This is a genomic window from Streptomyces sp. NPDC107550 (assembly GCF_055639095.1).
This window is the reverse complement of record NZ_JBVKBC010000015.1, coordinates 94,114-114,486: the sequence shown is the minus strand read 5'-3', so window position 1 is coordinate 114,486 and position 20,373 is coordinate 94,114. Positions and strand designations below refer to the sequence as shown.

Annotated in this window: 16 protein-coding genes, 1 pseudogene and 2 riboswitches; of the genes and pseudogenes, 10 read left to right on the top strand and 7 right to left on the bottom strand. The window is 71.7% G+C overall.

Annotated elements, in window-relative coordinates:
* Window positions 1-123 precede the first annotated feature (123 nt).
* Window positions 124-1,020 carry an NADP-dependent oxidoreductase gene (locus tag ACZ7LY_RS20955; RefSeq protein WP_471626193.1) on the top strand — a complete coding sequence of 299 codons (897 nt, stop codon included), beginning with the start codon at window positions 124-126 and terminating at the stop codon, window positions 1,018-1,020.
* Window positions 1,021-1,243: 223 nt separating this feature from the next.
* Window positions 1,244-2,203 carry a L,D-transpeptidase gene (locus ACZ7LY_RS20950; protein ID WP_471626143.1) on the top strand — a complete coding sequence of 320 codons (960 nt, stop codon included), beginning with the start codon at window positions 1,244-1,246 and terminating at the stop codon, window positions 2,201-2,203.
* Here the strand turns inward: ACZ7LY_RS20950 and ACZ7LY_RS20945 are convergent.
* The 3 genes from ACZ7LY_RS20945 to ACZ7LY_RS20935 form a co-directional block, all read right to left on the bottom strand.
* The gene (locus ACZ7LY_RS20945; RefSeq protein WP_471626142.1) at window positions 2,187-3,254 is read right to left on the bottom strand and encodes a C45 family autoproteolytic acyltransferase/hydolase; all 1,068 of its coding nucleotides are present in this window, start codon (window positions 3,252-3,254) and stop codon (window positions 2,187-2,189) included. The genes ACZ7LY_RS20950 and ACZ7LY_RS20945 overlap by 17 nt on opposite strands.
* Window positions 3,255-3,422: 168 nt before the next feature.
* Entirely contained in the window at window positions 3,423-5,036 is a 1,614-nt protein-coding gene (locus tag ACZ7LY_RS20940; RefSeq protein ID WP_471626141.1) for an amidohydrolase, read from the bottom strand.
* Window positions 5,015-6,463 (bottom strand): purine-cytosine permease family protein, encoded by a 1,449-nt coding sequence (locus ACZ7LY_RS20935; RefSeq protein ID WP_471626140.1) that lies wholly within the window; start codon window positions 6,461-6,463, stop codon window positions 5,015-5,017. The genes ACZ7LY_RS20940 and ACZ7LY_RS20935 overlap by 22 nt, the downstream gene beginning before the upstream one ends.
* Before the next feature lie 97 nt (window positions 6,464-6,560).
* Here ACZ7LY_RS20935 and ACZ7LY_RS20930 point away from each other — a divergent pair, with 97 nt between their 5' ends.
* Window positions 6,561-7,238 (top strand): TetR/AcrR family transcriptional regulator, encoded by a 678-nt coding sequence (locus ACZ7LY_RS20930; RefSeq protein ID WP_471626139.1) that lies wholly within the window; start codon window positions 6,561-6,563, stop codon window positions 7,236-7,238.
* 67 nt (window positions 7,239-7,305) lie between these two features.
* Here ACZ7LY_RS20930 and ACZ7LY_RS20925 read toward each other — a convergent pair whose 3' ends face one another.
* The 4 genes from ACZ7LY_RS20925 to gcvT form a co-directional block, all read right to left on the bottom strand.
* Complete coding sequence (locus tag ACZ7LY_RS20925) at window positions 7,306-8,691, bottom strand: L-serine ammonia-lyase (RefSeq protein ID WP_471626138.1); 1,386 nt, start codon at window positions 8,689-8,691, stop codon at window positions 7,306-7,308.
* 228 nt (window positions 8,692-8,919) lie between these two features.
* Window positions 8,920-10,179, bottom strand: a complete 1,260-nt coding sequence (glyA, locus tag ACZ7LY_RS20920) for a serine hydroxymethyltransferase (RefSeq protein ID WP_471626137.1) — start codon at window positions 10,177-10,179, stop codon at window positions 8,920-8,922.
* A 5-nt stretch (window positions 10,180-10,184) separates the two neighbouring features.
* Window positions 10,185-10,562 (bottom strand): glycine cleavage system protein GcvH, encoded by a 378-nt coding sequence (gene gcvH / locus ACZ7LY_RS20915; protein ID WP_471626136.1) that lies wholly within the window; start codon window positions 10,560-10,562, stop codon window positions 10,185-10,187.
* An 87-nt stretch (window positions 10,563-10,649) separates the two neighbouring features.
* The gene (gcvT, locus tag ACZ7LY_RS20910; protein ID WP_471626135.1) at window positions 10,650-11,765 is read right to left on the bottom strand and encodes a glycine cleavage system aminomethyltransferase GcvT; all 1,116 of its coding nucleotides are present in this window, start codon (window positions 11,763-11,765) and stop codon (window positions 10,650-10,652) included.
* 66 nt (window positions 11,766-11,831) lie between these two features.
* Window positions 11,832-11,933: riboswitch (glycine riboswitch) on the bottom strand.
* Window positions 11,934-12,033: riboswitch (glycine riboswitch) on the bottom strand.
* A gap of 175 nt (window positions 12,034-12,208) precedes the next feature.
* Here gcvT and ACZ7LY_RS20905 point away from each other — a divergent pair.
* The 7 genes and pseudogenes from ACZ7LY_RS20905 to ACZ7LY_RS20875 all read left to right on the top strand — a co-directional run bounded on the left by ACZ7LY_RS20905 (window position 12,209) and on the right by ACZ7LY_RS20875 (window position 20,368).
* Complete coding sequence (locus tag ACZ7LY_RS20905; protein ID WP_471626192.1) at window positions 12,209-12,811, top strand: AAA family ATPase; 603 nt, start codon at window positions 12,209-12,211, stop codon at window positions 12,809-12,811.
* 338 nt (window positions 12,812-13,149) lie between these two features.
* Window positions 13,150-13,905, top strand: a pseudogene (locus tag ACZ7LY_RS20900) (enhanced serine sensitivity protein SseB); the annotation flags it as partial.
* 114 nt (window positions 13,906-14,019) lie between these two features.
* Complete coding sequence (locus ACZ7LY_RS20895) at window positions 14,020-14,859, top strand: enhanced serine sensitivity protein SseB C-terminal domain-containing protein (RefSeq protein WP_471626134.1); 840 nt, start codon at window positions 14,020-14,022, stop codon at window positions 14,857-14,859.
* 378 nt (window positions 14,860-15,237) lie between these two features.
* Complete coding sequence (locus ACZ7LY_RS20890; protein ID WP_471626133.1) at window positions 15,238-16,242, top strand: ABC transporter permease; 1,005 nt, start codon at window positions 15,238-15,240, stop codon at window positions 16,240-16,242.
* A 110-nt stretch (window positions 16,243-16,352) separates the two neighbouring features.
* Window positions 16,353-18,125, top strand: coding sequence for an ABC transporter substrate-binding protein (locus ACZ7LY_RS20885; RefSeq protein WP_471626132.1), 1,773 nt, complete (start codon window positions 16,353-16,355; stop codon window positions 18,123-18,125).
* 147 nt (window positions 18,126-18,272) lie between these two features.
* Window positions 18,273-19,274, top strand: a complete 1,002-nt coding sequence (locus ACZ7LY_RS20880; protein ID WP_471626131.1) for an ABC transporter permease — start codon at window positions 18,273-18,275, stop codon at window positions 19,272-19,274.
* Window positions 19,271-20,368: an ABC transporter ATP-binding protein gene (locus tag ACZ7LY_RS20875; RefSeq protein WP_471626130.1), complete on the top strand. Its 1,098-nt coding sequence runs from the start codon at window positions 19,271-19,273 to the stop codon at window positions 20,366-20,368. The genes ACZ7LY_RS20880 and ACZ7LY_RS20875 overlap by 4 nt, the downstream gene beginning before the upstream one ends.
* Window positions 20,369-20,373 lie beyond the last annotated feature (5 nt).

Here is a 20,373-nt window from a genome sequence, read left to right as displayed (position 1 = left end):
CCATACTGACGCACAGTGGGGCTACGCACCAACGGTAAGTGTCCAGCTCACCGCCCCATGTACTCCTACGTCTCCCCATGTCTTGGAGGTCCCCCCGTCATGTCCCTCACCCCTGTCCCCACCATGCGCGCCGCCGCGGTCACCCGTTTCGGCGGTCCGGAGGCCGTCCTCGTCGTCCGCGCCGAGGTGCCCGCGCCCGGCCCCGGCCAGGTCCGTATCAAGGTGAGCGCCGCCGCACTCAACCCCGTCGACGCCGCCATGCGCGAGGGCGTCTTCGGCCCCGGCGGCGCCCGGATCGGCCTCGGCTGGGACGTCGTGGGGACCGTCGACGCGGCCGGCGAGGGCGCGCCCTTCGCGGCGGGTACGCGCGTCGTCGCCCTCGCCACCGGGCACCACAAGCCGCTCGGCACCCACGCCGAGTACGTCGTCCTCGACGCCTCCGCCGTCGCCCCCGCGCCCGCCCGCCTCGACGACGCGCACGCCGCGACCCTGCCCCTGAACACCCTCACCGCCGCCCAGGCCCTCGACCACCTCGCGCTCACCGCCGGGCAGCACGTCCTGGTCACCGGCGCCGCCGGGGGAGTGGGCGGCCACGCCGTCGAACTGGCCTACCACCACGGCCTGACGGTGACCGCCCTCGACAACGCCGAGACCGCCGACGCCGTACGCGACCGAGGCGCCGACCACTTCCTGCCGCGCGGCACGGACCTGCCGGACGCCACGTACGACGGCGTCCTCGACGCTGCGGGCCTCGGCCGGGCCGCCCTCGCCGCCGTCCGCGCGGGCGGCACCTACGTCAGCCTGTGGCCCGGCTCGGAGCCCGCCGCCGCACGCGGCATCCGGGTCCACGCGCTCAGCGTGCGGGCCGACGGGGCCCGGCTCGCCGAGCTGAGCCGCCTCGCCGACCAGAACGTCCTGACCACCCGCGTCGCCGAGGTCCACCCCCTCGACGAAGCCGCCCGCGCGCACGCCCGGCTCGCCGAGGGCGGCCTGCGCGGACGCCTCGTCCTCGTCCCCTGACCCCACCGCCTCGCCCCCTGACACCCATCGCCCCCGCCCGTGCGCGCATGACCTGCGGCAGACTTGGAACACGCTTTGCACGCAGGGACGCAACTACCACCGCCACCGCGACTGTCTGAGACAAGGACGCCCCGCGGGAACGCCCGCCATCAGGGCGGGGACCGCGGGGGCGCGAGTGACGGAGACTTGGGGGCAGGCCGTGGAACGGCGCACGGGCAGGGGCATGGGCATCGCACTGGCGACCATCGCCGCACTGGTGGGCGTGAGCGCCTGCGGAGGCGGCGCGCAGAGCGGCGCCGACGCGAAGACGCCCGGCAAGGACAAGGCGAGCGCGGCCTCGCCGAAGCCGGCGAAGCCCAAGGGCCCGCCGATGCTGCTGGAGACGATAATGCCGCAGACGGGCGCCACGGTCGGCGTGGCCATGCCCGTCTCCGTCGTCTTCACGAACCCGGTCGCCGCGAAGGCCCGGGCGAACGTCGAGAAGCACCTGAAGGTCAGCGCCTCCAAGCCGGTCGAGGGTGCCTGGCACTGGTTCGGCGACAGGCGCGCCGACTGGCGCCCCAAGACGTACTGGCCCTCCGGTACGAAGGTGAAGGTCGACGCCGACATGAAGGGCGTCAGCAACGGCAACGGCCGCTACGGCGTCCACGGCTACACGCACACCTTCACCGTCGGCGACGACGTGCGCGCGGACGTCTCCGTCACCGGCCACACCATGAAGGTCACGAAGAACGGCAGCACGCTGCGCACCCTGTCGATCAACGCGGGCAGCGCCCAGTACCCCACGTGGAACGGCACGATGGCCGTGATCGACAAGCAGGAGAAGGTCCATATGACCTCCTGTAGCGTCGGCATAAGCTGCGACAAGGGCAGCCCGAACTACTACGATCTGACGCTGCCCTGGGACGTCCACCTCACCCAGTCCGGCACGTACGTCCACTACTCCACCGGCGACCCGAACCCGGGCAGCGGCAGCGCGCGCGGCTCGCACGGCTGCGTCCATCTGTCGATGTCGGACGCCAAGTGGTTCTACGGACAGGTCAAGCAGGGCGACCCGGTCACCATCACCGGCTCGCCCCGCGCCAAGGCCCCCGCCGACAACGGCTACGCCGCGTTCAACCTGAGCTGGGACCAGTGGCTCCAGGGCAGCGCCTCCGGCGAGGGCACTACGGCGTCGCTGTGAGCGTGCGCCACGGCACCGCGCCGATGTCGGCCGGCGTACCGTCCAGCACGCGGGCGGTACGCGCGGCCGGGTCCAGGGTGACCGTGGCGAGACTCGCCCAGCGCTGGCCGAGCGGCTTGTCCGGGTCGGGCACACAGGTCACCGGCGGCTCGCCCGGCCCGGTCACGAGCAGCGCGGCCATCGCGTCCACGTCCGCCGGGAGCGACTTCGCGGCCGCGAGGCGGGCGGCCACGAAGTCGCGGCGCTCGCAGGAGTCCGGCTGGTAGAGCCACGACTTCTCCTCGGCCGTCAGCGACGGCGTCAGGAAGTGGTTCGTGCGCAGCAGGACGCCCCGCTCGTCCGGCCGGATCTCGTGCACGCCCACCGGACTGATGTCCAGCAGTACGGCGCCGCCCGCCGCGTCGAACAGGGCGAACGACCCCGACGACGCCAGCGGCGCCGACCGTACGATCTCGACGGCCTCCGCCACGTCACCGGCCTCGGCCAGCACGACGGCCGCCAGGACGTGCATGGGGACGCCGCCGATGGCGTCCCGCCGGTGCCCGAGGATGTTGAAGTGCAGGGCGAGGCCCGCGCTGTTGACGCCGATCTTGCCGAGGATGCCGTGTTCGGTGAGGCCGACGACCGTGTGCCGTCCGTCGCCGCCGCGCGCCTCCAGCGTGTGCCAGTACGGCTTCAGCTCGACATGCCAGTCCCAGGTCTGTACGCCGATGCCGCCGAGGACGACGGTGGTGCATTCGCCGGGCGGCACGGTCGTCGAACGGGCCAGGATCTCGGTACGGGCGTTCAGCACGCCGGCCTGCCACTCCTCTACGCCGGCGCCGTCGGCGATCCCGGCGATCTCCTCGCGGGCCCAGGGGCGGAACGCGCCGACGGTGTCCAGCGCCCGCTCGGCGCCCTCCCGCGCGGCGGCCGCGTCGATGCCGCCGAGCGCGAACAGTCGTCCGTACACCTCCAGCGCGCCGGTCACACCCGAGCGCAGGGCCGCCCCCCGCGCGGCCCCCCGAGCGCGAGCGCCCTGACCCTCGACTACAACGTGCGGTCGTTCCATGACAGTTACCTTTCAACGAGATTCGGGGCGGGCCCCGGGGTCGGGTGCCGGGTGCGGGTTTCGTCGTGGCTGGTCGCGCAGTTCCCCGCGCCCCTGAGGGGGCTGACCTGATCGTCCGCTTCCAGCCTCTCGGGGAGGCCCGCGCCCGTCAGGCCGTAGAGACCGAGGTCAGAACTCCCGGACCCGCCCCCCGACCACCGTCGCCCGGACGGGATTGACCGCCTGCTCCGCAGGACCCAGCGCCAGCGGATCCTCCGCGAACACCGTCAGATCAGCCACGTACCCCACCCTGATCCGCCCGACGGAGTCGGAGACACCCCCGGCGACGGCAGCCGCCCGCGTCATCCCCACGTACGCCTCCCGCGCGGAAACCGCCTGCCCGGGCTGCACCGGCGCCACCCCGGGCTCCTCGACGGGCCGCCGCAACTGGCAGTCCGCCAGCCCGACGCGCGGGTCCCCGGGCCCGATGGGCCAGTCGGAGCCGAGCGCGACGACGGCGCCATGGTCGAGGAGGTCCCGCGTACGCCACCCCCGCGCGGCCCGCTCGGGCCCGATCCGCCGCGACCAGTTGTCACTGCCGTCGGCCCGCGTGTGCCGCGTCCCGTGCACGGGCTGGAGCCCGGCGACGACCCCGAGCTTCTCGAACCGCCCGAGCTGGTCGTCCGGCAGCGACTCGATGTGCTCGATGCGGTGCGGGGCGCTGCTCCCGGCCGGCGGCCCGACCTCCTCCAGGACGTCGAGGGCGTACCGCACGGCCTGGTCGCCGATGGCGTGCGTCGCCGTAGGGATGCCGCGCTCGCTGAAGAACCGTACGGCCGCGCGGTACGCGTCGAGGTCGTGCCAGAGAGGGGCGCGGTTCTCGCCGAGGCAGTCGGGGTGCTCGAACCAGGCCGTGCCGTTGTCGGCGGTGCCGTCGAGCATGAACTTGGCGCCCTCGACGTGCCAGCGCCGCCCGCGCAGCCCCTGCTGACCTGCGACCGTCTGCCAGACGTCGGGGGAGGAGTCGGCGGGCACGAGCGGCGAGCACCGCACCCGCAGCGGCAGTTCGCCGTGCGCCTCGATGTGGCGGTAGACGTCCTCGGAGGGCTCGGTGAAGTCGAGGGCGTGCAGCCCGGTCAGACCGCTCGCGGCGAGCTGTTCGAGCTGGTCGAGGACGTACCCGGCGCTGGTGGCGAGCGGCAGCTCGGGGTAGTGGGCGAAGACGAGGTCCATGGCCTGGAGTTCGAGGACGTACCCGGTGGGCCGCCCGTCCGGTCCTGTGACGACGGAGGAGGCGTCGGAGAAGGTCTCGCGCCCGGTGAGCCCGGCGAGTTCGACGGCCCGGGGGCTGATGACGAGGGCGTGGGCGTCCTGCGTCATGAGGGAGACGGGCACCCCGGGGAACCGCTCCCCGAGGACCGCGCCGGACGGCTCCCCGTCGAAGACGTTGACGTCGAGGTCGTACCCGGTGATCCAGTCGCCGCCGGAGCCCGGGACCGCATCGGCGACCCGTGCCAGGACGGCGTCCAGGGTCCCCGCGCCGGACAGGTCCACGCCCCGCCCGATCTCGATCGAGCCCCACACGGGGTGGGCGTGGGTGTCGACGAGCCCGGGCAGGACGGTCGCGCCGGGGAAGTCGTGGACGCGGGTGCCGGGCCCACGCAGGGCGGCGATCTCGGCGGCGGTGCCGACGGCGACGATCCGCCCGTCGGTGACGGCGAGCGCGTCGGCGGCCGGGGCGCCCGGCGCGTCCGGCTCCAGCGTCTGGACGCGGCGGGCCGTCAGGATGACGTCGGCGTGCACAGGGTCCTGCCTTCTTCCGTGGGGGTGGGGGCGACGGGCTCGACGGTGCGCAGGGCGCGGGCGAGCCCCCAGTAGACGAGGGCGGCGACGAGCATCCCGGCGGGGATCGCGAGGTCCAGGCCGCCCAGGGCGGTGGCGATCGGGCCGACCCAGAACGTGGTGCTCACCCACAGCAGCGAGACGACCCCGCCGGCGACGAGCGCCGCGATGCCCGGCCAGTGCACCCCGCCCCGGTACCAGAACGCGCCGCCGCGCTCCTGGCGTAGCAGTTCGGCGCCCCGGTAGCGGTTGCGGCGCAGGGCGAGGTCGGTGACGGCGACGGCCATCGCCGGGCCGGTGATCACGACGACGAGCTGGAGCATCGTGTTGACGCTGGTCAGGAAGTCGAAGACGAGGATCGCGTAGAGGGTCATGGCGGTGCCGAGCGCGCCGATGACGAGGACGGCGGGGATACGGGCGAGCTTCACGCCGACCGACTGGATGGACAGGCTCGCGCTGTAGGCGGTCATGCCGTTGTTGGCGACCGTGTTGAAGACGACCGCGATGACGAAGACGGGCACGAACCAGCCGGGGAGCACCGACTCCAGGGCCGTCTGCGGGTCGGCCATGTCGAGGGTGGTCGCGGCGAGCGCGCCGATGGTGGTGAACACGACGCTCGGCAGATACGCGCCGAACGCGGTCCACCCGGCGATGGCCTTGAGGGAGCTGGAGCGCGGCAGATAGCGGGCGAGGTCCGGGCTGTTGCTGTACGACAGGGCGGTCGAGCCGATGATGGTGAACCCGGTGCCGAGGGCGGCGGCGAGGGCCGTGCCGTGCAGCGGGGCGTCCGGTACGTAGGAGAAGTCCGCGGAGCCGAGCACGTACCCCGTGACCACGACGAAGACGACGGTCAGCAGGATGCTCAGCGCCGCGTACAGGCGCACGATGGTCGCGTAGCCGTAGATCGCCACGAGCAGGGTGATCGCGGCGATGACGCAGATGACGACGGCGTCGAGGCCGGGGGACTCGGGCAGCCCCCACTCCTTGGCGAGTCCGATGCCGGCGACGGAGGCGGCGGACCAGTTCAGCGCCAGGTAGGCGGAGGCGATGAGCCAGCCGGTGACCACGAGGACGATCTTGTTGCCGAGTACGCCGTAGAAGGCGCGGGAGATGACCGAGCCGCTGGTGCCGGCGGCCGGGCCGCTCGCGGCGACGACGCCGGTGGCGATCCACAGCAGGTTCCCGGCGAGGATCACGCCGACGGCCTGCGGCAGCGAGAGCCCCATCAGCACGAGGGAGGCGCCGACGGCGAAGCTCAGATAGCTGACGTTCGGGGCCGCCCAGACGGCGAACAACTGGCGGGGGTGGCCGATGCGCTCCTCGTCCAGGACGAGGTCGATGCCCCTCGTCTCTGGCTGACCTGGGCGTTCGGTCGGTGGTGTGCTCATGGGTGGCCTCTCGGACTGCGGCGGCGCTGCCGCACGTACCGGTTATTGGTTGAGTGCCCAATAATCTGTTGGTCGCCCATCCAATAGGCTGCGCACCATGACGTCAAGACCTGTCGGGGAAGCGACGCGGGAGCGGCCGCGGCGTGTACGCAAGCCGCCCGGCGAGCGGCGCGCGGAGATCGTGCGGACGGCGGCGGGGATCGCGCTCGCGGAGGGTCTGGAGCTGATCACGCTGCGTCGCGTCGCCGACGACCTCGGGGTACGCCCCGGACTCATCGGCCACTACTTCCCGGCGGCCGACGATCTGGTCGCGGAGGCGTTCACGTACGCGGCCGAACGGGAGCGGGCCGCGCTACTGCCGCCCGCGGAAGGGGAGTTGGCGCCGCTGGACCGGCTCGCGCTGTTCCTCGTCCGGCTCACCGGAGGCGCCCACACCGACCTCAGCCGGCTCTGGCTCAACGCCCGCCACCTCAGCCGCTTCAAGCAGCCGCTACGGGAGGCGGTCGCCGCCCAAGAGGCGGTGACGCGAGGGGAGTTGGTGGCGCTCGTCGAGGCCGGGGACTTCCGCGCCGGGGGCGGGGCGCTGCGCGCCGCGCTGCACATCCTGGTCGCCGTCGACGGCATGGGCACCTACGCCAACGCGGACCCCGACGCACCCGACAGCGACCTGTCCGACCTGGACCTGTCGGCCCTCGTCCTCGAAACGGCGGAGCACCAACTGGGCCTGACCCGCGGCACGCTGAGGACCCGGGCCCACGCCCACGGAGTGAACTGACCGAGCCCGGCCGAACCTTCCCGGCGCCCGGGAACCCGCCGTACGGGCCCCCGCGCCGGGGAGGCGGTCAGCACTCGATGATGTTCACCGCGAGGCCGCCGCGCGCGGTCTCCTTGTACTTGACGGACATGTCCGCGCCCGTCTCCTTCATCGTCTTGATGACCTTGTCGAGGGAGACCTTGTGGGAGCCGTCGCCGCGCATCGCCATCTTCGCGGCGGTGACGGCCTTGACCGCCGCCATGCCGTTGCGCTCGATGCAGGGGATCTGCACGAGGCCGCCGACCGGGTCGCAGGTCAGGCCGAGGTTGTGCTCCATGCCGATCTCGGCCGCGTTCTCCACCTGCTCGGGGGAGCCGCCGAGGACCTCCGCGAGCGCGCCCGCCGCCATCGAGCAGGCCGAGCCGACCTCGCCCTGGCAGCCGACCTCGGCGCCCGAGATCGACGCGTTCTCCTTGAACAGCATGCCGATCGCGCCCGCCGCCAGCAGGAAGCGGACGACGCCCTCCTCGTCGGCGCCCGGCACGAAGTTCACGTAGTAGTGCAGGACCGCCGGGATGATGCCGGCCGCGCCGTTCGTCGGCGCGGTCACGACCCGGCCGCCCGCCGCGTTCTCCTCGTTGACGGCCATCGCGTACAGGGTGATCCACTCCATGGCGAGCGCCAGCGGATCGCCCTCGGCGCGCAGCTTGCGGGCCGAGCCCGCCGCGCGCCGGCGCACCTTCAGGCCGCCGGGCAGGATGCCCTCACGGGACATGCCGCGCGAGACGCACGCCTGCATGACCCGCCAGATGTCGAGCAGGCCCGAGCGGATCTCGTCCTCGGTGCGCCACGCCTTCTCGTTCTCCAGCATCAGCGCGGGGATCGACAGGCCCGTCTCCCGCGTGAGCCGCAGCAGTTCCTCGCCGGACCGGAAGGGGTACTTGAGGACCGTGTCGTCGGGGACGATCGGGTTCTCGCCCTCCGCGCCCTCCTGGGCGATCACGGTCTCGTCCACGACGAAGCCGCCGCCCACCGAGTAGTACGTCTTGGTCAGCAGCTCGGCGCCGTCCCCGTCGTACGCCCACAGCGTCATGCCGTTGGCGTGGTACGGGAGCGCCTTGCGGCGGTGCAGGACGAGGTCGTCGTCGTAGGAGAAGGCGATCTCGTGGGCGCCGAGCAGGCTCAGGCGGCCCGCCTCGCGGATCGCCTCGACGCGCTCGTCGGCGTGCTCCACGTCGACCGTGCGGGGCGACTCGCCCTCCAGGCCGAGCAGGACCGCCTTGGGCGTGCCGTGCCCGTGCCCGGTCGCGCCCAGCGAGCCGTACAGCTCGGCGCGGACCGAGGCGGTGTGGGCCAGCAGGCCCTCGTTCTTGAGGCGGCGGGCGAACATGCGCGCCGCCCGCATGGGGCCGACCGTGTGGGAGCTGGACGGGCCGATGCCGATCGAGAACAGGTCGAAGACCGAGATGGCCACGGTGAGAACTCCAATGATGGTGGTAGACGCCGTTGTCTGCCGGGTGGTGCGGAACGAGCGGATGAAACGGTTTTTCGGGGACGGATCCGCGAGCCGGACCCGCCGGGGTGCGCCGGGAGGTACCGGGGTGCGCCCGGAAGCGGTCGGGGCACCGCGCCCCGGACACGGTCCCGCCGTGTCCAGTGTGCGCGGTGCCCCGCACGTCCGTACGTACGAAAGCGTACGAAGTTACGAAAGGCCGGGGTACAGCGGGTGCTTCGCCGCGAGGGCGCTCACCCGGTCCTTGAGGGCCTGCGCGTCGTACGAGGGCTTGAGCGCCTCGGCGATCACGTCCGCGACCTCGCGGAAGTCCTCGGCGCCGAATCCGCGCGTGGCGAGCGCCGGCGTGCCGATGCGCAGCCCGGAGGTGACCATCGGCGGGCGCGGGTCGTTCGGGACGGCGTTGCGGTTGACCGTGATGCCGACCTCGTGGAGGCGGTCCTCGGCCTGCTGCCCGTCCAGCTCGCTGTCGCGCAGGTCCACGAGGACCAGGTGCACGTCGGTGCCGCCCGACAGCACGTTCACCCCGTGCTCGCGCGCGTCCTGCGAGGTCAGACGCTCGGCGAGGATGCGGGCACCCTCGATCGTGCGCTCCTGGCGCTCCTTGAACTCCTCGCTCGCCGCGACCTTGAACGAGACCGCCTTCGCCGCGATGACGTGCTCCAGCGGGCCGCCCTGGAAGCCGGGGAAGACCGAGGAGTTCAGCTTCTTGGCGAAGTCCTTCTTGGCGAGGATGATGCCGCCGCGCGGACCGCCCAGCGTCTTGTGCGTGGTCGACGTCACGACGTCCGCGTACGGCACCGGGTTCGGGTGCAGACCGGCCGCGACCAGGCCCGCGAAGTGCGCCATGTCGACCCACAGGTACGCCTCGACCTCGTCGGCGATCCGGCGGAACTCGGCGAAGTCGAGCTGGCGCGGGTACGCCGACCAGCCCGCGATGATCACCTTCGGGCGGTGCTCCTTGGCGAGCCGCTCGACCTCGGCCATGTCGACGAGGCCGGCCTCGTCCACGTGGTACGCGACCACGTCGAACTGCTTGCCGGAGAAGTTCAGGCGCATGCCGTGCGTGAGGTGACCGCCGTGCGCGAGGTCCAGGCCGAGGATCGTGTCGCCGGGCTTGGCGAGCGCGAACAGGGCGGCCTGGTTGGCGGAGGCGCCCGAGTGGGGCTGCACGTTGGCGTACTCGGCGCCGAACAGCTCCTTGACCCGGTCGATGGCGATCTGCTCGGTGACGTCGACGTGCTCGCAGCCGCCGTAGTAGCGGCGGCCGGGGTAGCCCTCCGCGTACTTGTTCGTCAGGACCGATCCTTGCGCCTCCATGACGGCGACCGGGGCGAAGTTCTCCGACGCGATCATCTCCAGCGTCGACTGCTGGCGGTGCAGCTCGGCGTCGACGGCGCGCGCGACCTCGGGGTCGAGCGCGTGCAGGGACTCGTTCAGTACGGACATCTCGGTCAGCTCCCGGAGAACGCGGTGTACTCGTCGGCGGAGAGCAGGTCCTTCGGCTCCTCGCTCAGCCGGACCTTGAACAGCCAGCCGCCCTCGAAGGGGGCCGAGTTCACGAGGGCCGGGTCCTCGACGACGTCCTGGTTGGTCTCGGTGACCTCACCGGAGACGGGGGAGTACAGGTCGGAGACCGACTTCGTCGACTCCAGCTCGCCGCAGGTCACGCCCGCGGTCACCGTCTCTCCGACCTCGGGGAGCTGGGCGAACACGATGTCACCGAGCGCGTTCGCCGCGTGCTCCGTGATGCCGACCGTGGCGACGCCGTCCTCGACGGCCGACAGCCACTCGTGCTCCTTGCTGTAGCGAAGCTGCTGGGGGTTGCTCATGATGCGAATTCTCCTGTACGCGGGGCGGTGCTGGTGACAGAGGGGTCGGGCGCCTGCGGCGGGCTGCCTCCGGCGCCGGGGGCGGGGCTACTTCTGGCGCTTGTAGAACGGCAGCGCGACGACCTCGTACGGCTCGTGCGTACCGCGGATGTCGACGCCGACGCCCGCCGTGCCCGGCTCGGCGTGCGAGGCGTCCACGTACGCCATGGCGATCGGCTTGCCCAGCGTGGGGGAGGGGGCGCCGGAGGTGACCTCGCCGACGACCTGGCCGTCCGCGACCACCCGCATACCCGCGCGCGGCACCCGGCGGCCCTCGGCGATCAGGCCGACGAGCTTGCGGGGCGGGGCGCTCTCGGCGCGCGCGGCGGCGGCCTTGAGGGCGTCGTGGCCGACGAAGTCGTCGCCGTGCGAGGTCTTCTCGAACTTCACGACCCGGCCGAGCCCGGCGTCGAACGGCGTGAGGTCCGTCGTCAGCTCGTGCCCGTACAGCGGCATGCCCGCCTCAAGGCGCAGCGTGTCGCGGCAGGACAGGCCGCAGGGGACGAGGCCGAGCCCGGCGCCGGCCTCGGTCAGCGCCTGCCACAGCTTCTCGGCGTCGGCGGGGGCGACGAACAGCTCGAAGCCGTCCTCGCCGGTGTAGCCGGTGCGCGCGATGAGCGCCTCGACGCCGGCGACGGTGCCCGGCAGGCCCGCGTAGTACTTCAGGCCGTCGAGGTCCGCGTCGGTGACCGACTTGAGGATGGACGGCGAGTTCGGGCCCTGGACGGCGAGCAGTGCGTACGCGTCGCGGTCGTCGCGGACCTCGGCGTCGAAGCCGGCGGCGCGCTCGGTGAGGGCGTCGAGGACGACCTGCGCGTTGCCCGCGTTGGCGACGACCATGTACGTGGTCTCGGCGAGGCGGTAGACGATGAGGTCGTCGAGGATGCCGCCGTCCTCGCGGCAGATCATCGTGTAGCGGGCGCGGCCCGCGCCGACCGAGCCGATGTTGCCGACGAGCGCGTGGTTGAGCAGGTCCACGGCCTGGGGGCCGCTGACGGTGATCTCGCCCATGTGCGACAGGTCGAAGAGGCCGGCCGCGGTGCGCACGGCGTTGTGCTCGTCGCGCTCGCTGCCGTAGCGCAGCGGCATGTCCCAGCCGGCGAAGTCGGTCATGGTGGCGCCGAGCGAACGATGCAGGGCGTCCAAGGCGGTGGTGCGGGTCATAACAGGTGCTCCCGGGCATGACGGCGATGGCGAGGGTCCCCGTGAAAGGGCCTCCACGAAGGAGGTTCCTCCCCATCTGTCATCGGAACCTGAGAGGTTCGCCCCGAGGGGCTTGCACCTTGGGTGGAACCGCCGAACGGCAGGGGGCGGTCCGCTTTTCAGATGTGCCTCGCCCGCGCGGTACGGGGCCTGAGAGATTCAAGGGAGGGACTTGCTCCTTCGGCGCCCGGCCGTCCTTGGACGTCCGGAACTCTCCCGCGCGGATTCAAGCGGCCGGTATGCAGTTTGCGGGCACATCATTGCATGCCTGTCCGGCGGGCAGACCCCTTGTACCGCATTACCTTCTCTTTACACTTGGCGGGCAGGAGAAGGGTGACCCGAGGGGGAGGGCGATCACGGTGCACAAGTCAGTCGCAGCGGTCTGCGGGGCGGCGCTCACGGGGATGCGGGTGCCGCGGCAGCGGACGGTACGGGACCTGCGCGGGCGGCGCGGGCGCACGCCCCGCCGGATCGGGTTCGCCGAGGGGGACGTGGTCGTCCTGTCGGGGCTGCCCGGCAGCGGCAAGTCCACGCTGATGCGCCGGGCGGTGCCCGCGGGCCCGGTGCTGCTCGTCGACTCCCAGGACACCCGCGACCGCTGGGCCGCCCGGCTGCCGCGGTTCTTGCCGTACGCGCTCTACCGGCCGCTGGTCCGCGTCGCGCACTACAGCGCCCTGCGCCGGGCGATCCGTTCCGGCGCGAGCGTCGTCGTCCACGACTGCGGCACCCAGGCGTGGGTGCGCCGCTGGGTCAGCCGCACCGCGCGGCGCCGGGGCGTCGCCGTCCACCTCGTACTGCTCGACGTCCCCGCCGGCCAGGCGCTGCACGGCCAGCGCGAGCGCGGGCGGGCGGTCTCGCGGTACGCGTTCGCCCGGCACCGCAGGGCCGTCGGCGCGCTGGTCACCGCCACGGAGCGCGGGGAACTGCCCGAGGGGATCGCGTCGGCGGTGCTCCTGGACCGGGCGGCGACCGACGCGCTCAGCGGCATCACGTTCACGCTGACATGAGCGGCCTCGCGGGCGGGGTCGGCGGTACCCGGGCCGGGGCGCGCGGCCACCCGTTATCGTCGGCGCCTATGGAACACCCGGCTACGGAACACGCGGCGACGACACCCCCGGCACACCCGGGCCACCAGGCATATCCGGCGCATCAGTCACCCCTGGACCCTCAGGCACATCCGGCCCACCCGGACCCTCAGGCGTACCCGGATCACCAGGCGTACGCGGATCACCAGCCGTACCCCGAGCACCAGCCGTACCCGGACCACCAGGCGTACCCCGACCACGGGAGTGCTCCCGCGCCCGAGCCGGCGGCCGCGCACGCCCCTCCGCCCGCGCCCGCGCACGCCCACGCGCACCCGCACCCCGCGCAGGGCTGGCCGGCCAACGAGATGGAAGAAGTGCTCGCCGCAGCCCTCGGACAGCCGGGCGCGGGCGGCCGCATCGTCGAGGCGCTCGGCCGCAGCCATCTGTGGATACCCCTGCCCAAGGGCGGCAGCACCGCCAGCCGCGACCTGGACCTGCCCACGCTGGAGATCGACGGGCAGGCGTACGTCCCCGCCTTCACCTCCGAGCAGCAGTTCATGCAGGTCACCGGCGGCCGGATGGACTGCACGGTCGCCCCCGCCGTCGACTTCGCGCGCGGACTGCCCGCCCAGGTCGGCCTCGCCCTCAACCCCGACGGCACGGTCGGCGTCCCGCTGCCCCCGCCCGCCGTCGCCGCGCTGGCCCGCACCGGGCACTCCCCGCTCGACGGCCCCGCGACCGGCGGCCGTGTCCTGCTCTCCGAGCCGGACTGGCAGATCGACCCCGTGGACCTCCTCACCGCCGTCCGCGAGGAGTTCGAGGCCGTCGGCACCGTCCTCACCGCCCGCCGCTGCCTCGCCGTCGTCGAGGACGCCGAGCCGTCGCTGTTCATCGGCGTGGAACTCGTCCCGTCCGACGGCGCGGTCGGCGACATCCCGCTCGACGCGCTGGGCCGCGCGCTCGGCCGGGCGCCCGTCGCCTGGCCCGTGAACCTGGTGTTCCTCGACGTCACACAGGACCCGGTCGCGGACTGGCTGCGCTCCCACGTCCGGCCCTTCTACGTACGGCAAGCGTGACGGCGTGCGTCAAGTCGCTGTCGACGACGCCGCTTAAGCTGGTTTCATGACCTGACCGGTCGGCGCGAGGCCCCGGTCACGCGGGACACGGACGTATCGAAGGGGCGGTTACGGGTGAGTGCGTCGGGCGCGTCCGCGGCCAGTGGGGCCTCCCCCGGCCGGGCGGAGTCGAGACCTTGGGGCAAGGTCGAGCACATGCTGCGCCAGGTCGCCCCCGGGCGCTACGACGCGTACGAGGAACTGCTCCAGGCCCTCGCCGACCCCGCGTCCGGCCAGGTGTGGATGCTGCTGTGGCACGGCCAGGCCGGCTCGCCCGACGCTCAGTACGGGAACATGGAGGTCGACGGCTTCTCGTACGCCCCCTGCGTCACCTCCGCCCAGGAGCTGTCCGCGTCCGGCTGGTCCCGCGCCTACGAGGTGGTCGGCGGCGTCGACGCGGCCCGCACCCTCTACCCCGACCACTACGGGCTCTGGCTCAACCCGCACGCCCCCGGCGGCGGCGTCGGCATCCCCTGGCTCGACCTGCGGCGCATCGCGGGCGGCCTCGACCGGCAGCCCGCGGGCCCGCTCCGGCTGACCGAGCCGACCATCGAGATCCCGCAGTTCTACGCCCTCCTCACGCAGAACGCGCACCGCACGAGCGCCGTCCGCTCGCTGCGCCGCGCCTGGGTGCAGCCCGCGCTCGGCGCGCCCTACCTCGCCATCGGCCTCGACGTGTACGACACGTCCCCGGCGTCCGTGGACGCGGTCCGGGCGATGATGCAGCAGTCCGTCCCGGCCGTGCCCGAGGGGCTGCCGGTCTCCACCGTCGCCATGTCCGACGCGCACGACCCGGTGGCGATGTGGCTGCGGGCCCACGCCCGCCCGTTCTACGACCGCGACGCCCACGCGGCCCCCGCCGCCGGCGCACCCGGCGGCTACGGCTACCCGCCGCCGTACGGCGGGGCGTACTGAGCCTTTCCGCCGCTTTTCCGCTACCTTCCGCCGCCTTCCGCGCTCCGAACTCCCGCCGCGCGCGGACGATTTCGGGAACAGGACGGTTGGACAGGAGAACCGCACCTGTGGGCCCTATGTCCGACCTGGCGCCGATTGGGCCCCAACTGCCCACTGTCCGCACGCCGTTCACGGCCGTCCGGATAACGGAACCCCCCAGACAGCATCACGTTTAGGCATCCATTCCCCGCCGGGTCTGGCTACAGCTCATACCCAGGTTGAAGACTCCCGCACCAAGGGGCTTCGCCTCTGTGTACGACGAGTTCGACGGACTGAACCACGCCGCTACAGCGGCAAGTGCGGGCCGGTCACCGCCGGTTGAGAGGGGTCCTTGCCACGATGACGGCACCATTGCACGACACGACCGCGGAAGCGGAGCCGACCGCGCCGGTCGACGCCGCCGCGAGCGACGCGGGTCGCAAGGTCGAGGGGCGGTCCCTGAAGCAGATCGCCTGGAACCGTCTCAAGCGGGACAAGGTCGCCCTGGGCGGTGGCATCGTTGTCGTACTCCTCATCCTCGTCGCGGTCTTCGCGCCGCTGATCGTGGGCCTGCTCGGCCACCCGCCGAACGACTTCCACCAGGACAAGCTGGACCCGCTGACGAACATGCCCCAGGGCGCGCTCGGCGGCGTCAGCGGCGACTTCCTCTTCGGCCTCGAACCGAACAAGGGCCGCGACGTGTTCAGCCGCATCGTCTACGGCGCCCGCATCTCGCTGCTCGTCGCGTTCCTCGCGGCGATCGTCGCCGTCGCCCTCGGCACGCTGTTCGGCATCATCGCCGGCTACTTCGGCGGCTGGGTCGACGCGCTGATCAGCCGCGTCATGGACCTGCTCCTGTCGTTCCCGCAGCTCCTGTTCATCATCTCCCTGGTCTCGGTCCTCCCCGACGACCTGCTGGGCCTCACCGGCAGCGGGGTGCGCATCGCCGTCCTCGTCATGGTCATCGGCTTCTTCGGCTGGCCCTACATCGGCCGCATCGTCCGCGGCCAGACGCTCTCCCTGCGCGAGCGCGAGTACGTGGAGGCGGCCCGCTCCCTGGGCGGCGGCTCCCGGCACATCCTCTTCCGCGAGCTGCTGCCGAACCTCGTCGCCCCCATCACCGTCTACACGACGCTGATGATCCCGACGAACATCCTCACGGAGGCGGCCCTCAGCTTCCTCGGTGCCGGTGTCCGGCCGCCCACCGCGTCCTGGGGCGGCATGCTCCGCGACGCGCTCGAGACGTACGAGCACGACCCGATGTTCATGGTCTTCCCCGGCGTCACGATCTTCGTCACCGTCCTGGCGTTCAACCTCTTCGGGGACGGGCTGCGTGACGCGCTCGACCCGAAGGGTTCCCGGTGACCGATCCAACAGGCTTGCCCAGTAAGCCCCCTGCCGCACCGTCAGGTGGCCCCAACTCCCTGGTTCTTCGGCGCTTCGCCCAGGACCGCGATCTCGGAGGTTACGAGAAAATGTCCACAGGTACCTCGAAACGACGGCTCGCCGCCGGCGCGGCCCTCGTTGTCGCGGCGCTGGTGTCGACCACGGCGTGCGGCGGCGGCAACGGCGACGACTCCAAGGGGTCGTCGAAGGGCGCGGGCTACGACGCCGCGTACAACAAGGTCGCCAACCCTTCGACGAAGAAGGGAGGCACGCTGAAGATGGTCGGCAAGCAGGACCTCGACTCCGCCGACCCGCAGCGCGCCTACTACGGCATGACGTGGGACTTCATGCGCTTCTACACCCGTCAGCTCGTGACGTACGCGCCCAAGCCGGGCAAGGCGTCCACCGAGCTGGTCGGTGACCTCGCCGAGGCCCCCGCCAAGATCACCGACGGCGGCAAGACCTACACGTACAAGCTGCGCGACGGCATCACGTGGGAGGACGGCTCCCCGATCACCGCGCAGGACGTCAAGTACGGCATCGAGCGCGGCTGGGCCACCGACACCATCACCGGCGGCCCGCAGTACATCAAGCAGAACCTCGACCCCAAGAGCGAGTACAAGGGCCCCTACAAGGACAAGTCCAAGGACAAGCTCGGCCTGAAGGCGATCGACACGCCCGACGCCAAGACGGTGATCTTCCACCTGCCGAAGCCCAACGGTGACTTCGAGCAGTTCCTCGCCATGCCGACCGGCTCCGCGGTCAAGCGCGAGAAGGACACCGGCGCCAAGTACACCCAGCACCCCTTCTCCGCGGGCCCGTACAAGTTCCAGTCGTACAAGGCCGGCAAGAAGATCGTCCTCGTGCGCAACGACAAGTGGCAGAAGTCCTCGGACCCGGTCCGCGCCGCGCTGCCCGACAAGATCGACGTGACGATCTCCGCCAACCTGGAGGAGAACGACAAGCGTCTGATGGAAGGCGACTACGACGTCGACCTGAACGGCACGGGCATGACCCAGTCGGGTCGCGTCACCGCCGTCCAGGACCACAAGAACAGCGTCGACAACATGCGCACCGCCTTCGTGCGCTACGTCGCCCTGATCCACACCGCGAAGCCGTTCGACAACGTCCACTGCCGCAAGGCCGTGTTCTACGGCACGGACTTCGCCGGTCTCCAGCAGACCCGCGGCGGCAAGCTGGCCGGCGGCGACATCGCCAACTCCACGCTGCCCGTCTCCATCAAGGGCCACAGCGACTACGACCCGTACGGCGTCCTCGCCCGCAAGGGCAAGCCGGACGTCGCCAAGGCCAAGGACGAGCTGAAGCAGTGCGGCAAGCCCGGCGGCTTCTCCACGAAGATCACCGCCCGTAACAACAACCCGGGCGAGGTCGACACCGCCGAGGCGCTCCAGGAGCAGCTCGGCAAGGTCGGCATCAAGCTGGAGGTCGACGCCCTCGACGGCGCCGAGACCTCCGCGATCACCGGTTCCCCGAAGGTCGTCAAGGCTCGCGGCTACGGCATGACCATGAGCGGCTGGGGCCCGGACTTCCCGTCCGGCCAGGGCTTCGGCCAGCCGCTGTGGGACAGCCGCTTCCTCGCCTCCACGGGTAACTACAACGAGTCCCAGATCAAGGACAAGAAGATCGACGGCCTCTTCGACAAGGCCATCGCGGAGACCGACCCCGACAAGGCCGGCAAGATCTACGAGGAGCTGGACCACCGCATCCTCGACCAGGCCGACTGGATGCCCTTCATCTACGAGAAGAACATCACCTGGCGTGGCCCGCGTCTGACCAACGTCTACATGTCCGACGCGTACAGCGGTCGCTACGACTACGCCTCGCTCGGCGTCGTCAAGTAACACCCCCAGCCGGGCGGCGGACCGCGTCCGCCGCCCGGCCCCGCTCCGCTCCGCCGCCGAAACCCGCCAGTCCGAAGGGCAGGTGATGGCCCCGGGCGGCGACCACGACCCTCACGAGGGGCCGGGTCCGCCGCCGGGCCGCGCACAGTGCTTGCTTATCTCATCCGGCGCCTGTTCGCCGTAGTCATCATGGTGCTCGTCGTCCTGCTCGCGACCTTCACCATCTTCTTCATGCTGCCCAAATGGGCGGGTCAGGACATCGCCGTCCTCTTCGCCGGCAAGGCCACGGGAGCCGAGCAGCTCGCGGGCATCCGGATCAAACTCGGTCTGGACGACCCCGTACTGGTCCAGTTCTGGGACTTCATCAAGGGCATCCCGATGGGGCGCGACTACGTCAACGGCAACGACGTGACGCACTGCGCCGCCCCCTGCTTCGGGTACTCCTTCCGCACGGAGGAGCCCGTGTGGAACACCCTGAAGGACGCCCTGCCCGTCACCGGCGCCCTCGCCGCCGGCGCCTGCGTCCTGTGGCTCGCCGCCGGCGTCGCCACCGGTGTGCTCTCCGCCCTCAAGCGCGGCACCCTGTGGGACCGCGCCGCGATGTCGACCGCCCTCGGCGGCGTCTCGCTCCCCGTCTTCTTCACCGGCATGGTCGCCATGGGCGTCTTCGTGCACAGCCTCGGCTGGGTCCGCATCGCCGACTCCCTGTCCACGGACGACTCGGTCGGTACGTGGTTCCAGACGCTGATCCTGCCGTGGATCGTGCTCGCCTTCCTCAACGCCGCCATGTACGCCCGCCTCACCCGCGCCACCATGCTGGAGATCCTGGGCGAGGACTACATCCGTACCGCGCGCGCCAAGGGCCTCGGCGAGTCCGCCGTCATCACCCGGCACGCCCTGCGCTCCGCGATGACGCCGATCCTCACCGTCTTCGGGCTCGACCTCGGCGTGCTGCTCGGCGGCGCCGTGCTCACCGAGTCCACGTTCAACCTGCCGGGCCTCGGCCTCGCGGCGGTCCAGGCCATCAGCAACAAGGACCTGCCCGTGATCCTCGGCGTGACGCTCATCGCGGCCCTCGCGATCGCCGTCGCCAACCTCGTCGTGGACCTTCTGTACGCCGTCATCGACCCGCGAGTGAGGCTGGGATGACCGAACTGCACAAGACCGGAGCGGCGGTCGGCGAACCCGTCCCCGCCTCCGGCACCCCCAGCGCCTTCCTCGAGGTCCGCGACCTCAAGGTGCACTTCCCGACCGACGACGGCCTGGTCAAGTCCGTCGACGGGCTCTCCTTCTCGCTGGAGAAGGGCCGCACCCTCGGCATCGTCGGCGAGTCCGGCTCCGGCAAGTCCGTCACCTCGCTCGGCATCCTCGGCCTGCACACCGCCGGCCAGTACGGGCGCGGCAAGGCCCGCATCAGCGGCGAGATCTGGCTCGACGGCACGGAACTGCTCTCCGCCGACCCGGACAAGGTGCGCAAGCTGCGCGGCCGGGACATGGCGATGATCTTCCAGGACCCGCTCTCCGCGCTGCACCCGTACTACACGATCGGCAAGCAGATCGTGGAGGCGTACCGCGTCCACCACGACGTCGACAAGAAGACCGCGCGCAAGCGGGCGATCGAGATGCTCGACCGCGTCGGCATCCCGCAGCCCGACAAGCGCGTCGACGCCTACCCGCACGAGTTCTCCGGCGGCATGCGCCAGCGCGCGATGATCGCCATGGCGCTCGTCAACAACCCCGAACTCCTCATCGCCGACGAGCCGACCACGGCCCTCGACGTGACCGTGCAGGCGCAGATCCTCGACCTGATCCGCGATCTGCAGAAGGAGTTCGGCTCCGCCGTCATCATGATCACGCACGACCTCGGGGTCGTCGCGGAGATGGCCGACGAACTCCTCGTCATGTACGGCGGCCGGTGCGTCGAGCGGGGCTCCGCCGAGAAGGTGTTCACCGAGCCGCAACACCCGTACACCTGGGGCCTGCTCGGCTCCATGCCGCGCATCGACCGGGCCCAGACCGAACGGCTCACCCCGGTCAAGGGCTCCCCGCCGAGCCTCATCAACCTGCCGGACGGCTGCGCCTTCAACCCGCGCTGCCCGTACGCGGACGTCCCCAAGGACAACATCACCCGCACCCAGCGCCCCGAACTGCGCGAGGTCGGCCCCGGACACTTCTCCGCCTGCCACATGTCGGGCGAGGAGCGGGAGCGGATCTGGACCGAAGAGATTGCGCCGAAGCTGTGACGGAC